Origin of the sequence: Paraflavitalea sp. CAU 1676, from assembly GCF_029223285.1 — a bacterium.
GTDB lineage: Bacteria > Bacteroidota > Bacteroidia > Chitinophagales > Chitinophagaceae > Paraflavitalea.
The window spans coordinates 353,424-368,702 of the sequence record NZ_JARHUJ010000006.1 but is presented as its reverse complement, the minus strand read 5'-3'; the positions used below and the strand labels follow the sequence as shown (position 1 = coordinate 368,702).

Sequence of the window (15,279 nt, the reverse complement as noted above, 5' to 3'; positions counted from 1 at the left end):
AAGGGGCTTTTTTATTTGTAATACCTTTGGCGGCACACACGTACGCCATGGCAGCACTTTTTTCACCCTTCACATTAAAGAGCATCACTTTTCGCAACAGGATAGTGATATCGCCGATGTGCCAATACTCTTCTGTTGACGGTTTTGCTACCGATTGGCACCTGGTGCACTTGGGCGCCGGGCAGTTGGTGGGGCCGGCCTCATCATCCAGGAGGCATCTGCCATATCGCCCGAAGGACGGATCAGTCCCGACGATCTGGAAGCAGGAACATCTTGAAAAGTTACGATCGATCACTGCTTTCATCCGGGAGCAGGGCGCTGTGCCGGGGATACAGCTTGCGCATGCGGGGAGAAAGGCGAGCTCGCAAAGTCCGTGGAAGGGTGGCCAACAGATCTCTCCCGAAGCGGGCGGATGGCAAACAGTGGCACCATCTGCCATACCCTTTCGACCAACCGACCCAGTGCCGCTTGCCCTGGACTTCGACGGAATCAACAAAGTGATCCGTGATTTCAAGGTTGCCGCGGCACGGGCTGCGGAGGCTGGCTACCAGGTTTTGGAGTTACACGCAGCCCATGGATATCTTATCCATGAGTTCCTGTCCCCGTTAGCCAATCAAAGAACCGACCGATATGGTGGAAGTTTCGAGAACCGGATTCGTTTTCTACTTGAAGTGGTGGAGACTGTGAAAGAAGTTTGGCCGCCTCAATTGCCCTTACTCGTACGCATATCTGCTACCGATTGGGCCGATGGAGGGTGGAATGAGTTGGATTCAGTTGTATTGGCGGGGATATTGAAGGAGCGGGGAGTTGACCTGATCGATTGCTCAACAGGTGGCATTGTACCCGGTATTACCATACCAACAGCGCCCGGTTACCAGGTACGCTTCGCAGAAAAACTAAGAAGAGAGGCCCGTATACCGACCGGCGCAGTGGGCATGATCACAACGGCACAACAGGCCGAAGACATAATTGGCGCCGAGCAGGCCGATCTTGTTATCATAGCACGCCAATCCTTACGAGATCCATATTTTCCGCTCCACGCAGCGAAGGAGTTGGGTGTGGAAATCGACTGGCCTTCGCAATACCTGCGGGCAAAGAACTAACCAACAGCAAAACGCCCGGTAAAGAACTATTATTCTCTTACCAGGCGTATGATAAAATTAATGAGGCATTGCCCAACCCACTTTATTATTGACGAAGTGCTTCTATCTCGTCGGCTGTTTTGGGTAAGTACTTTCCTAATTTACGGCTACCTTCAGCAGTAACGAGGAAGTTATCCTCGACGCGGATACCGCTGAAGTTCCGGAACGACTCCAGTGCCTTATAATTAATAAAGCTGCTGTGCTTTTTCTCAGCCGCCCATTGATCGATCAGCGAAGGGATAACATATACACCGGGTTCGATGGTCAACACATAACCGGGTTCAACAGCACGGCCCAGGCGCAGGGACTTCCAGCCAAACTCTTTGCTTTTTTGCAGGTCGTCGGAATAGCCCACATATTGTTCTCCCAGATCTTCCATATCGTGCACATCCATGCCCATCATATGGCCAAGGCCGCATTGAAAGAATAAAGTGTGTGCACCGGCGGCTACTGCCTCGGCAGCATTGCCTTTCATGATACCCATGGCCGCGAGGCCTTCAACCAGCTTTTCGCAGGCACCCGCATGTACGTCGCGGAAACGTACGCCGGGTTTCAGCAAACTGATAGCATGGTCCATAGAGTTGATAACAATATTGTACACCTCCTTTTGCTCGGTAGTAAACTTATTGCCAACGGGGAAAGTGCGGGTAAGGTCGCCCGCATAGTGCAGATCATTCTCCGCGCCGGCATCCAGCAATAGCATTTGCCCTTCGGCAATGGTGTTGCCATAATAATGGTTGTGCAAAGTTTCACCGTTGATGGTACAAATGATCGGGTACGAAAGGCGGCCGCCTGCGGCATAAGCAACTTCCTGTACTTTGGCGGCCACTTCGAACTCCTTCATACCCGGTTTGGCATACTGAATGCCTGCCAGGTGCATGTCGGCGCTAATGGTAACGGCCTTTTCAATTTCTCCCACCTCGATCGCTTCTTTGATCACCCTTTGCCCAATCACCGCTTTGATCAGTTTTATAGAAACCTGGCGGTCTACATCCTGTACCGGCACCTGCAACCATTCACCCAGTCGGATCCTGTTTTCCGCCCGGTAGGGGGGAAGGATGTGTATTGCCCGGCCCAACGCCTGCGCTTTGCGGATCCACACTGCCACATCATTATAAGGAGCTGTTTTATTTACGCCAACGGAGCCTGCCATTTCTTTTAAAGAGGGTAAAGGGCCGGTCCATACGATGTCGTCAATGCTAAGTTCGTTGCCAAAGATCACGATCTCACTGCTTTCAGGATCAAGGATTGCTACCAGTCCGGCCACGTCCAGCCCAAAGTAGTAAAGGAAACTGCTGTCCTGCCGGAAGGGGTACCAGTTATCCTTATAGTTCATGCCCGTCTCTTCATTGCCCATCAATACAATGAGGCCATTGCCCACTTGCTGCATCAGCGCCTGGCGCCGGTTGCTGTATACCGCTTGTTCGAATAATTTGAAATGCATGCGGCAATTTATTGAGTTTTTTTTGATTTCGTGTGCCTGGTAATTAACCCCTGATAGGCCATTATTGTCAATTATTTGTTCAGGTTTTCCCTGCCCCATTACCTTTATCTTCGAGGTATTTTTATCTATCTTCGGGCAACAGCAGATGAAAATTCAATATTATCGACAACTGGATGGCATTAGGGCGGTAGCGGCGCTGATGGTAATGTACATGCACTTTGTAGTAGCTTTCAAATCAGATAGTGCGATTTACCAGGCGATTGCCAAATACGCTTCGTTTGGGCAAACCGGTGTTTCTATTTTCTTTGTATTGTCCGGCTTCCTTATTACCCGCATATTAATGGCGACAAAGGGATCGGCCCGCTTTTTTTCTGATTTTTACATCAGGAGGGCATTGCGAATTTTTCCGCTGTACTATTTATTTCTTTTCCTCTTTTATTTTCTGGTGCCACTGTTGCAAAATATACCCATTGCTCCTGCAGGGAAGCAATTTTATGCCTGGGTGTATCTGCAGAACTTTGCCATGACGTTTAACTGGGACGCTGTTGTGCCCTCGCATTATTGGTCGCTTGCGGTGGAGGAACATTTTTATTTTCTGTGGCCCTGCCTGGTTTATTTTTTTAACAAAAAGGGTCTCAAGATTGCTATTGCCGGCATATTGATCATAGCATTCATATGTCGCCTTGTATTGATAAATAAAGGGTTTGAAGTCTTTTACTTTACGTTTACCCGTATGGATGAGCTAGCCATGGGCGCTCTGTTGGCGGTATGGGAGCTGGAAGGAAAGCTTAAGGGTAATGCCAAAAAGTTTATCGTTGGCCTTGTCCTTGTGCTGCTGCCTGCGATTGTACTGTGGGTAAAAGTTACGGGTCAGGCGATGGTCGTTGTGCAGGTGGTGAAGTATAACCTGCTTTCTTTAAGCTGCTTTTGTCTTGTAGGATATGTTATTGCACTGCAGGGCACTTCATGGGTTAGTCGTATACTGACCAGCAGGTTTTTTCAGTTTTCCGGTAAAATAAGTTATGGCTTATATGTATATCATCCGCTTTGCTTTTTTCTGATTCAAACGTACTTTAAGCCAACCATACCCGTACCTGTATTCTTTCTGATAAGTTTTGGAATCACCTACATCGTAGCTGCAGTGAGCTTTTATCTATTTGAAGCAAAATTCATAGCATTGAAGAAATACTTTGAACATGACAGGTTATCCTCCAGGTTACCTACATCAAAGCCCGCCACAATTTCCTCAGAGACAAACAATTAATACATTTCACAAACAAAAAAGCGATTACCGCTTTCGCTGTAATCGCTTGATTCTGTTGGTGGTGTGGGGCGGGATCGAACCGCCGACACAAGGATTTTCAGTCCTTTGCTCTACCGACTGAGCTACCGCACCTCCTTTGCCTTTTTCAAACTTGGGGATTTGTCATCCATTTGCTTGATTGGGGTTGCAAAAATAGCAATTCTGTGTAAATCAAAAAATTAATTATTGATTTTTTCTGCTTTTGTTTCGAAAATTTAGTCACCCTGCATACGCTGAAATAACCTCTTCTGACGCTATACAGCTAAACAATCAAATCGTACTACACGTACGGAATAGCACATTATTAAATAAAAAAAGTTGTGGCCGGCAAAGCCACAACTTTATACTAATCATCAATCTCCTGATTTGAAATGGCATTACATGCCATACTGTGCGAGGAACTTGATCCGCATGATCTTCAACTGCTCCCAGGTATAGTTACCGTCGCTTAATTCTTCCCCGGCAACTTGCAGTGACGAGGTTTCGCAACCCTTGAAGTACTCAAGGATTTCCTCCTGTTCATGCTCGTCCAACATTTCGTCGATGGCATAATCGAGGTTCAGCTTGGTACCACTCGCCGCAATGGTCTCCATTTCTTCCAGCATCTCATCCATCCGCCAGCTCTTATTGCGGGCAATGGTTTCGAGCGGTATCTTTTTATCCGTTTGTTGAATAATATAAACTTTGTTGCCGCTCTTGTTCACAACGCTCTTCATCACAAAATCATCGGGCCGCTCGATATTGTTGTCTGCCACATATTTCGCCACCATTTCGATGAAAGGTTTGCCATAGCGAATGGCCTTACCCTTACTTACACCAGAACATTTTTCCAACTCCTGTAAATTGGTTGGGTAAAGTGTTGCCATGTCCTGTAAAGAAGTCTCCAGGAAGATCACAAAAGGAGGCAGGGCCTTCTTTTTGGCTTCCTTTTGACGCAGTTCTTTCAGCATTTCAAACAACTTCTCATCGGTTGCTCCGGTACCCGTTGGACTTTCAGCTCCCTCATCATCATCGGCATTCGCCTCCTCATACAGGTTGTTGAGAATGATCTTAAAGGATTTTGGCTTCTTGGCAAAAGCCTCACCGGCTTTGGTGATCTTCAACACACCATAATCTTCAATCTCCTTGCTCAGCAAGCCAGCCAACAGCAATTGCCTGATCAGCGTGCTCCAGTAATGATCGGGCTCGTCTTTACCTATACCAAATTCCGCAATGCCCTCATGACGGAACATGCTGATATTGGGAGTAAGTCGGCCGATGATAATATTAACAGTATAATCAGTTGCAAAACGTTCGTCCAGTGCCTTTACCGCCTTCAACACTTTTACGGCATTGTCCTTTGCCTCCACCTCTTCTTTGGGATGCAGACAGTTGTCGCATTCCCCGCAATTCTTCTCGGTATACTCTTCACCAAAATAGCTCATCAACACCTTTCTGCGGCATACACCACTTTCGGCATACGCAACGGTCTCATTGATCAGCTGTGCACCTACTTCACGTTCGCTTAAAGGCTTATCACGCATCAGGTGCTCCAGTTTGGCCACGTCCTTGTGCGAGTAGTAGAGAATACATTTGCCTTCGAGGCCATCACGACCGGCGCGGCCGGTCTCCTGATAGTAGTTCTCGATACTCTTCGGAATATTGTAGTGGATCACGAAACGGATGTCCGGCTTATCGATACCCATGCCAAAAGCGATGGTGGCAACGATCACCTGAACCTCTTCTGTCAAGAACAGGTCCTGGCGTTCAGCGCGTAATTTGCTATCGAGCCCGGCATGGTATGCAACCGCCTTGATGCCATTGGCCATCAGCATATCGGCCAGCTCTTCCGTTGTTTTGCGGTTGAGCGTATAAATGATTCCACTCTTGCCTTTCATCGACACGATGAAACGCACCATGCTCTTGATCGTCTGATCTTTCTTGATCTTGGGTTGAATCTCATAGTTGAGATTCGGACGATTGAACGAGGATATATAGATCGATGGGGATCGAAGGTCGAGATTTTTGATGATATCACTCTGCACTTTGGGCGTTGCAGTAGCAGTGAGTGCAATCACCGGAATATCGGGATTAATTTGCGTCATCATTTCCCGCAGGCGGCGGTATTCCGGACGGAAATCATGCCCCCATTCGGAAATACAGTGTGCTTCGTCGACGGCGAAAAAAGATATTTTGAGTTCCGCAAAGAACTCGAGATTTTCTTGCTTGGTGAGTGTTTCCGGAGCAACGTACAGCATTTTGGTTCGACCACTGGTAAGGTCATCCTGCACTTCCCGGATCTCTTTTTTACTTAACGTGGAGTTGAGAAAGTGTGCCACATCATCTTTGCTGCTGTAGCCACGTACCAGATCTACCTGATTCTTCATCAATGCGATCAAAGGGCTTACAATAATAGCCACCCCTTCGCTGATCATAGCCGGCAGTTGATAACACAAGCTTTTGCCTCCGCCGGTGGGCTTGATAACAAAAGTATCTTTCCCGCTCAATAAACTTTTGATGATTGCTTCCTGGTTTCCTTTGAAAACGCTGAAGCCGAAGTGTTCCTGCAGGGCTTCGAGTAGGTAAGAAGTTGAAATGGTCTCTTTGGACTTGGCAGTCCCATTTTTTTTAACAGCGCCGCTTTTTGATGCTTTCTCAGCCTTCGATGCCGTTTTCTTGGTTGTTGTTCCCATGCTCATATGATTTCCTTCACACAATAAGTGACGTAATTATGCATAGAATAAGGCGTAAGGTTTTAATGTTAATGGTAGCTCTCAGATAAACACAATACACCCGCTATGGGCGGATGGAATAGTAACGTCTCATGTTTGGCCAGGTCGTCAGATCGGTGGTTAGCGTTGGTTAGAATTGTCCCCTGCATACAATGGGGACCGGGTTTGTTTCAAAGGGTGGCGAATTTAACTCATTTTGCCCGATCGTCAATAGATAACGCCCGCTTTAACAAATATGATATATTCCCTAAGTTTAGTTTTTTCAGCCCTACTCCTTTGTAAATCATATAAAATACTGAATTTTAGTGATTCCGTGACTAACAACTGTTTAGCGGTTGCGGATAAGGGTCAAAACCGCCGCAGCCTGTCTTTTACCTTATTGTAATGGTTTTGCAGGCCAACAATTTTCAAGTAGGTTTGTCATTTATTAACTATGTCTGTAGTGTCTACCCTTGATATTAAAGCAGTTGCAACAAGAACGATCATCCGCGAAGCCGAGGCTGTAGCCTCCCTGAAGCCCATGATCAACGACGATTTCGAGAAAGCAGTTCGGGTGATCTATGAATCCAAAGGACGGCTCGTGATCAGCGGCATCGGCAAAAGCGCCATTATTGCCCAGAAGATCGTTGCAACGCTCAACTCAACCGGAACCCCCTCCATCTTTCTACACGCGGCCGATGCGATACATGGCGACCTGGGCATGATCCAACAGGACGATGTAGTGATGATTATCAGTAAAAGCGGAGAAAGTCCCGAAATAAAAGTACTGGTGCCACTGGTGCGCAATTTTGGTAACCCGCTTATCGCAATGGTGGGTAATTTAGATGCCTACCTCGCCAGGCAGGCCGATATGATACTCAATACCACCGTATCGCAGGAAGCTTGTCCCAATAACCTGGCTCCCACTTCCAGTACAACTGCGCAGCTCGTGATGGGAGATGCATTGGCAGTCGTATTGATGGAGATGAAGGGATTTGGGTCGGATGATTTCGCCCGCTTCCATCCTGGCGGTACCCTTGGAAAGAAGTTATACCTGCGCGTGTCGGACCTATATCCCAACAACGAATGCCCCAAAGTACTATCCACTGCTTCCTTAAAGCAGGTCATCGTTGAGATCTCTAAAAAAAGATTGGGCGCCACAGCGGTAGTTGATACTAATGATCAACTACTTGGCGTTGTTACGGACGGCGACTTGCGTCGTATGCTGGAAAAAAGCATAACGATCCAGTTAGAGGAGATAAAAGCAGCCGACATCATGACCGGACACCCGAAAACAGTCAGTCCCGACGCACTGGCAGTGGAGGCTCTGGACCTTTTGAGACAGTACGATATAACACAACTGGTAGTGACCGAAGGGTCCACCTACCTTGGATTTATTCACTTGCACGACCTCGTAAGAGAGGGCCTTATTTAGACTTTTGAAACTATGACAAAGACACAATCACCCGCAGTGGGTGGCAATAAGCATCACTATGTAGCAATAATGGCAGGGGGAATTGGTAGCCGTTTCTGGCCCATGAGCCGTACCAACTTTCCCAAACAGTTCCTGGATATTCTGAATACCGGTAAAACACTGATCCAGTCTACCTACGAGCGTTTTGCCACATTCATTCCCAAAGAGAATATTTTCGTTGTTACTTCCAACGAATACATCAATATTGTTAAGCACCAGTTGCCCGAGATGTCCTTGCAAAATATACTCGGTGAGCCTTCCAGAAAAAATACAGCCCCCTGTATTGCTTATATTTCCTTCAAGCTGCAGCAACTTGACCCCCAGGCATCGCTCATCGTAGCTCCTTCCGATCACCTGATACTGGATCAAATCGGTTTCACTAAAGTATGTCTTGAGGCACTCAGTTTTGTTAATAAGCACAACGCTTTCATCACGCTGGGCATAAAGCCCACCTATCCCAACACAGGATATGGTTATATCCAATATGAACAACATGCCGTGTCGGATAATGTGTATAAAGTGAAAACCTTTACAGAGAAACCCAAATTGGAAATGGCCAAAACCTTCCTGTCCAGTGGAGAGTTTCTCTGGAATGCCGGCATCTTCGTATGGCAGGTGAAGAACATCATTGCAGCATTCGAAAAACACCTGCCGGAGATGTATGAAGTCTTTGCGGCGGAAAAAGAAAAGTTCAATACAACACAGGAAATACCTGCGCTTAATAATATATACCCGCTTTGTACCAATATTTCCATAGATCATGGTATCATGGAAAAGGCTGATAACGTTTACCTCATTCCTTCCTCCTTTGGCTGGAGCGATCTCGGCACCTGGAACAGTGCCTACGAGAACCTCGAAAAAGATTATCTCGGCAATGCAGTGGCCGGCGACCAGGTAATGGTATTCGACGCCCACAACAATATGGTGCACTCCAGGAACGACAAGCTGGTAGTGTTGCAGGGCATCGAAGATTTTATCGTGGTAGACACCAAAGATGTGCTCCTTATCTGTAAAAAAGACAAAGAACAGGAGATCAAGGAATACGTGGCCGAAGTAAAACGAAACAAGGGCGACAAGTTCCTGTAAATCTGCCTCCACAGCCATATTGATTCCGCTACACAGCATGTGCAGAATGGGTGAATTGTAACTTCACTAAAGTTGATTACCTTTTCACCGATATTTGCATAGTAATTACCATGCTCACAGCGATCAATAACATTCTATTCCTCGATATCGAAACGGTTTCCCAATACCGCTCGTACGACGACGTGCCGCACGACTGGAAAGAATTGTGGGAGATCAAAGCCAATTATCTCATCCGTAATAAAGAGGAGGAAACGGTAGAGTCGGTCTATAACCGGGCGGCCATCTATGCCGAGTTCGGTAAGATCGTTTGCATCAGTGTGGGCATCATCCATGGCGATGGCGAAACGAAGAAAATTATCCTGAAGTCCTTTTACGGCCACAATGAAAAGGAACTCCTGCAACAGTTTACAGATATGTTGCGCCGCTGGGCAGTTGACCAGCAAAAATACATGTGCGCCCACAACGGAAAGGAATTCGATTTCCCCTATCTCTGCCGACGCCTCATCATTAATGGACTTCAAATTCCCCCGGTACTTAATATCAGCGGTAAAAAGCCCTGGGAAATAGCCCACCTCGATACCATGGAGCTGTGGAAGTTCGGCGATTTCAAAAGCTTTACCTCCTTAAACCTGCTGGCCCATGCCCTCGGTATCCCTACTCCCAAGGACGATATTGATGGTAAAATGGTGGGCGAGGTTTATTGGAAACAGAATGATCTCGAACGCATCGCAACATACTGCCAAAAGGATGTGATCACCGTAGCTCAGGTCTACCTACGCTTCAATGGCGAAAGCCTCATCCAACCGGAAAATGTCGAGATCAAGCAAACTCAGGTCACCGCGTAACCAAACCATTAGTATACCATGTCAAAACGAATCAACATATCTTCCGGCGCTAAATGGGAAGATATTGTAGGATACAGTCGTGCCGTAAAGATGGGCAACATTGTCGAAGTAACAGGCACTGTAGCGGTTGATGAAAATAGCCAGCTCATTGGCAAAGGAGATGCTTACGCACAAACCTATTTCATATTGAGCAAGATCGAAAAAGTGCTGCAGCAGGCAGGCGCAGGCCTCAAAGATGTAGTGCGTACCCGCATGTTCGTCACGGACATCAGCCGTTGGGAAGAATATGGAAAGGCACATGGAGAGTTTTTCAGCACCATCAAGCCCTGCACATCAATGATCGAGGTAAAAGGGTTGATTGATCCGGAATACCTGATCGAGATCGAAGCCACAGCCATATTGAGCGAATAAACAAAGCAGCAGCACCGCATTACCTATCACTTCAATTCACCTGGTACCTTGCATATCCAATCTAAGCTACCCAATGTAGGCACTACTATATTTACGGTCATGAGTGCCCTGGCAACAGAACATAAGGCAGTAAACCTCGGACAGGGGTTTCCCGATTACCCCATGCCCGAAGAACTCACCGCACTTGTTAACAAGGCCATGCACAATGGATTTAACCAGTATGCGCCTATGCCGGGTTGGATGCCCCTGCGCGAATCCATTGCTGAGAAAATACAGCTCCTCTACAATACCAAAGTAAATCCCGATACAGAAATTACTATCACACCCGGTGGTACGTATGCCATTTACACGGCACTGACGACCGTATTGCAACCCGGTGATGAAGTGATCGTGTTTGAGCCGGGATATGATAGTTATATTCCCAATATCGAGGTAAATGGCGCCCGGGCGGTGCTGGTCGACCTGCAATTTCCCGACTACCGCATTGATTGGGATGCGGTACGCAGCAAGATCACTGCACGCACACGAATGATCATGATCAACTCTCCCCACAACCCCACGGGGGCGGTGCTACGGGAGGAGGACATGCATCAGCTGCAGGCACTGGTAAAAGACACCAATATCCTGATCCTGTCCGATGAAGTATACGAACACCTGATCTTCGATAACATACCGCATCAAAGCATATTACGCTATCCCGACCTGTTGCAGCGCAGCTTTGTATGTTTCTCCTTCGGGAAGGTGTACCACTGCACCGGTTGGAAACTGGGCTATTGTGTAGCGCCTGCTGCTTTCACCAAAGAGTTCCGGAAAGTACACCAGTTCAACTGCTTCAGCTGTCACACTCCGTCGCAGGTGGCCCTGGCCGACTACCTGAAGAACAGCGGTACTTACCTGCGGCTTTCTTCCGAAATGCAACATAAACGCGACTATTTTGCTTCCCTCATGAAAAAGACTCGTTTTACGCCATTACCGAGCTACGGCAGCTATTTCCAGTGTTACCAGTACGATCGGATCAGCGATGAAAGCGATAAGGATTTTGCCATTCGCATAACAAAGGAATTCGGCATCGCCACCATACCGGTCTCTGCATTTTACCAGTCAGGAAAAGATAATAAAGTGATTCGCTTCTGCTTTGCCAAGAAGGAAGCCACGTTGGAGCAGGCAGTAGAAAGGTTGAGGAAGATATAGAGCAATCGATAGAGGCCAGTTACGGTAAAAGTAATAGCAGGCAATCGTGCCGGGAAGAAGAGCACGGTGATCAGGCAACCGGCTGAAACTTAAGCAGTCTTCTTTTGATCTGCATTCAGTGTTACATAGCGGCGCTTACGGCGCTGGAGGTATTTGTTGTAAATGATCTCACTCATGGGTTTGCCCGATACCTTGCTTTCCACCCAGGAAATAACATCCAGGTAGGCAAAAGCCCTGGTTTCGTAGCGATCTTTCTCAAGGTGCTTGATCTTGTCCAGGAACTTCTCCAGCTCGGGCTTCAGTTGACGCGGCGATACGCCAAATGAGTGACGAAGGAAACGGAACATCTCTTCCTCAACAACGGTCAGGTTGCCCATCTTGGCCATAAACCGGTACACCGATTTCGTCAAAGATTCCATCAATTCAAAGTTGCCAAGTTCGTAATGTGCCATCAGGTGCAGCAAGCGTGCATAACATTGAAGGTCGCTGCGGATCTCGGTATTGCCGTGAATGATCTTTTGCAGGTAATCGATCGAACGGTCGTAGTCGCCGCTGCCAAAATAAAGAGTAGCGATCTTGTAAGTGAACACCATGATACGGTGACCATCGACGTAAAGCTGATAGGTCTCCAGGTCTTGTTCGATCTGGGGCACTTCCGTCAAACCTTCTTTGAAGGTACCGCGCATCAGGTTCCAGTTCAGGATCGCACTGTTGATATAAATTGAAGTGTGCGTTCTGAAATTGTCGTGAATATTCGCCACATCTGTTTTTGAATACTCCCTGAACTTACGCAGGGTGATCTCGAACAGCTCAAAATTGCGTAGGTCGAAATGTGCATTCAACAGGTTGTGCATGCCCTTGATGTAGTGACCGGTCTCAACCGTGATCATGAAGGGGTCGGCGTCGAACAGATCAATCCATTTCTGGCTATAGCGGTAATACATCAGAAAGTCTTGCCGTACGAAAGCATACCAGCAATAGCTTTGATATAGGTACAGCTTTTCGTAGAAACCAGTGATCTCGTCGCTGGGAGGAAGGTTTTTAACGAAGAACTCTTTGATGTCTTTTTCGTCGGCCTCGTTGCGAACGTGACCGTTTCTGATATACCAGCGATAAAGTTTCAATGCAAGATTGCTCAGTCGCGTCACCCGGTCAATATGACCTGCAATTTCCAGCGACTCTTCCACCAACTCATCCGTCTTCTCCTGCGAGCTTCGTGTAATGTGCAACGTTTCGATCTTCTTCTCTAGCGAAATCACTTGGGCCAGGAAGTTGAACTTCTGGTTGGTGCGTGCAATTTCCTTTACACGCTCCAGTATTTTCAGTGCTTGGATCTTGAGACCCTTGGTGTAGAGGATACGGGCATAATCTAACTGTTCTGTCAACTGCAGATCCACATTATCCGCAGTCTTCAACAGGCGCAAGCTTGCTAACAGTTGTTTGTATAAATGCGTCTTGAGATTATTGAGCTGAGGTTTCTGGATCGAGGGAATTTTTTTCAGGAGGAGTTTCTCATCATATTCGTTCAGTTTATCTAAGGCGTCAAATAACTGTATGATTTTCAGGTCTTCATTGCCCGAACTCCTTTTTATATAGAGCTTGAAATGTCGCTTCTCCGATTTCTCCAAAGAATGAACTAACTGGAATAAGGTATCTGTTAATCTGTTGGCCATCATCATGTAATTTTCCTGAAACACAGCGCCAGTACGGCTTCTGCGCTAACATCACCCCGTAGGCATAATCAAATCCCTCTTAAGATGTTTTGAATTAAGTAAAACCTCATCTTATTTTTGTATCAACAAAGAACAAGATGAGGCTTTGAGTATCGCAGGCAAGTGAGTTAGAGGCCGGGGTGAAATTGAGCAAAAATACATTCACCCTTACAAATTGAGATAGATTTTATTACCTTTTTTCATATGGCAAGCAATCGTTAGAGGTCAGCTGTTTCTACAGTGGACCTTTTTTCTTTTAAGGCCCCGCGAATATAGGGGAATAATTAAATCCCATGTTAACTTTTCTTTAAAATCAGCAAAAATGCTTGGCCATATCGTATTTTCTGCAGTCCCACTTCTTCGTTTTCCGTCAATTACATTGCCTCCAACACATTAAATCGTCATCAAAAATGCTTCGGACCGACGGTTATTTGTGGCCGGAATTCTAATTTAGGAGCATGATCACTATTGAACCGATGCTTGCCAGTCAGGCCGCAATACTCCTGGATATTTATCGCCAGGGCATCCTTTCCGGTATGGCCACTTTTGAGACCTCCGTTCCCGAATGGCCGGAGTTCGATGATAAATACCACCCTCATTCACGCATTATCGCCAGGCAAGGAGATGAAATTACCGGATGGGCTGCCCTTTCACCCGTTTCAAACCGGTCCTGTTACGAGGGAGTCGCCGAAGTGAGCGTGTATGTCGCCCACGCCCACCAACGACAGGGAATTGGCCGGGTTCTCCTGATGGAACTGATCCGCAAAAGCGAACGCAATGGCATCTGGTCGCTATTGAGCGTGATCCATGAAGAAAACAAGGCCAGTATACACCTTCATGAACAATGTGGCTTTCGCTACATCGGCTACCGCGAGCGTATCGCACAGCTCGATGGCATCTGGCGAACCACTGTAATGCTGGAAAGACGCAGCGACAGGGTTGGTTTGTAGCACGTGGCCAACCAATTGATGGGTGTTGCCGTAAATCGCCTTAACCAACCAGGCCTTCACATGAAAATCAAAGTACTGACCGCACTTGTCTTACTGCTGGTTTTTACCCGAAGCACCGCACAGTCTACGGCCTATAGCATCGATACTGTAGCAACCACCGGGGCCAATGACAAGCTGGAGAGTTTCTATTTCACGCTTCAACCGCTACAGCCATCCAAAGGCTTATTGGTGATAATCCCGGGATTCATGACCCCGCCGCAGGAAATGATGAAAGAAACCAGGCTACACGACGCAGCCGTTGCCAAAGGATATACCGTATTGATCCCCTTTCTTATACTTCCCAACGCAACCGAAACCATGGGCCTGGTGCAGCGCAGGCTGGAAATCATCGTTACGAAAGCCATGAAAAAGTACAGGATCCCGGATGGCAAACTGGTGATCGGCGGGCATTCCATTGGTGGCCTCTATGCGATGTGCTATGCAGAGACAACACAAAAGCCCGGGCGCGATTCGCTGGTAAAGCCAGCAGCCGTTTTTGGGGTCGATCCGCCGCTTGACCTTAAACGACTTTACAATGGGTACGACCGTGCGATGAAGGAAGGGGTTGGTCTCAATAGTGAAGCGACCATGATCACCGAACGCTTCAGGAAGATATTTGGCGGCACACCCCAGCAGGAGGCAGCCAACTATGAAAAGGAGTCGGCCTATACGGCAGATGCTGCGCAGGGAGGCAACACCCATTACCTGAAAAATATGCCCGTACGCTTGTACTGCGATCCCGACATAAATTGGTTTATCAGGGAGCGGCAAACCAGTGTGGCCTGGCTCAATCTCGCCGACCTCACCGGTTGTATCGTTGCTCTGAATAAGATGGGCAACAAAAAAGCAGAGCTGGTCACCGCATTGGGCAAAGGGTACCTGTCAAATGGAACACGCCATCCCCATGCATTTTCGCTCCTCGATGCCGATGAGTGCGTAACATGGTTTAATAGAATATTATATCCCCATGATAAATAATGCCCTTGTCCGGC

12 protein-coding genes and 1 tRNA gene are annotated in these 15,279 nt (G+C 47.3%); 9 read left to right on the top strand and 4 right to left on the bottom strand.

The features are described 5' to 3' along the window. The first annotated feature begins 47 nt into the window (after window positions 1–47). Window positions 48–1,103 (top strand): NADH:flavin oxidoreductase/NADH oxidase, encoded by a 1,056-nt coding sequence (locus P2H89_RS21245; RefSeq protein ID WP_275830638.1) that lies wholly within the window; start codon window positions 48–50, stop codon window positions 1,101–1,103. Window positions 1,104–1,188: 85 nt separating this feature from the next. On the opposite strand, the gene P2H89_RS21240 is transcribed toward P2H89_RS21245, so the two are convergent. Next, on the bottom strand, window positions 1,189–2,586 hold the full coding sequence (locus P2H89_RS21240) for an aminopeptidase P family protein (RefSeq protein ID WP_275830636.1): 1,398 nt from the start codon (window positions 2,584–2,586) through the stop codon (window positions 1,189–1,191). A gap of 145 nt (window positions 2,587–2,731) precedes the next feature. Between P2H89_RS21240 and P2H89_RS21235 the strand changes: the two genes are divergently transcribed. Then, window positions 2,732–3,850: an acyltransferase gene (locus P2H89_RS21235; protein WP_275830635.1), complete on the top strand. Its 1,119-nt coding sequence runs from the start codon at window positions 2,732–2,734 to the stop codon at window positions 3,848–3,850. Between the two features lie 56 nt (window positions 3,851–3,906). On the opposite strand, the gene P2H89_RS21230 is transcribed toward P2H89_RS21235, so the two are convergent. Together P2H89_RS21230 and recQ are read right to left on the bottom strand one after the other, a co-directional pair. Next, a tRNA-Phe gene (locus P2H89_RS21230) sits at window positions 3,907–3,982 on the bottom strand. 284 nt (window positions 3,983–4,266) lie between these two features. Further along, complete coding sequence (gene recQ / locus P2H89_RS21225; protein WP_275830633.1) at window positions 4,267–6,561, bottom strand: DNA helicase RecQ; 2,295 nt, start codon at window positions 6,559–6,561, stop codon at window positions 4,267–4,269. A 472-nt stretch (window positions 6,562–7,033) separates the two neighbouring features. On the opposite strand from recQ, the gene P2H89_RS21220 reads away from it, so the two are divergent. The 5 genes from P2H89_RS21220 (at window position 7,034) to P2H89_RS21200 (ending at window position 11,586) form a co-directional block, all read left to right on the top strand. After that, complete coding sequence (locus P2H89_RS21220; RefSeq protein ID WP_275830631.1) at window positions 7,034–8,014, top strand: KpsF/GutQ family sugar-phosphate isomerase; 981 nt, start codon at window positions 7,034–7,036, stop codon at window positions 8,012–8,014. Window positions 8,015–8,026: 12 nt separating this feature from the next. Then, entirely contained in the window at window positions 8,027–9,139 is a 1,113-nt protein-coding gene (locus P2H89_RS21215) for a mannose-1-phosphate guanylyltransferase (RefSeq protein WP_275830629.1), read from the top strand. Between the two features lie 110 nt (window positions 9,140–9,249). After that, entirely contained in the window at window positions 9,250–9,984 is a 735-nt protein-coding gene (locus P2H89_RS21210) for a 3'-5' exonuclease (protein WP_275830627.1), read from the top strand. A gap of 18 nt (window positions 9,985–10,002) precedes the next feature. Further along, window positions 10,003–10,395 carry a RidA family protein gene (locus P2H89_RS21205; RefSeq protein WP_275830626.1) on the top strand — a complete coding sequence of 131 codons (393 nt, stop codon included), beginning with the start codon at window positions 10,003–10,005 and terminating at the stop codon, window positions 10,393–10,395. Window positions 10,396–10,443: 48 nt separating this feature from the next. Beyond that, complete coding sequence (locus P2H89_RS21200; protein ID WP_275830624.1) at window positions 10,444–11,586, top strand: methionine aminotransferase; 1,143 nt, start codon at window positions 10,444–10,446, stop codon at window positions 11,584–11,586. Window positions 11,587–11,675: 89 nt separating this feature from the next. Here the strand turns inward: P2H89_RS21200 and P2H89_RS21195 are convergent, their stop codons facing one another. Next, window positions 11,676–13,259 (bottom strand): hypothetical protein, encoded by a 1,584-nt coding sequence (locus P2H89_RS21195; RefSeq protein WP_275830622.1) that lies wholly within the window; start codon window positions 13,257–13,259, stop codon window positions 11,676–11,678. Between the two features lie 497 nt (window positions 13,260–13,756). Between P2H89_RS21195 and P2H89_RS21190 the strand changes: the two genes are divergently transcribed. Further along, window positions 13,757–14,248, top strand: a complete 492-nt coding sequence (locus tag P2H89_RS21190) for a GNAT family N-acetyltransferase (protein ID WP_275830620.1) — start codon at window positions 13,757–13,759, stop codon at window positions 14,246–14,248. A gap of 60 nt (window positions 14,249–14,308) precedes the next feature. Next, window positions 14,309–15,265, top strand: coding sequence for a hypothetical protein (locus P2H89_RS21185; RefSeq protein ID WP_275830617.1), 957 nt, complete (start codon window positions 14,309–14,311; stop codon window positions 15,263–15,265). Window positions 15,266–15,279 lie beyond the last annotated feature (14 nt).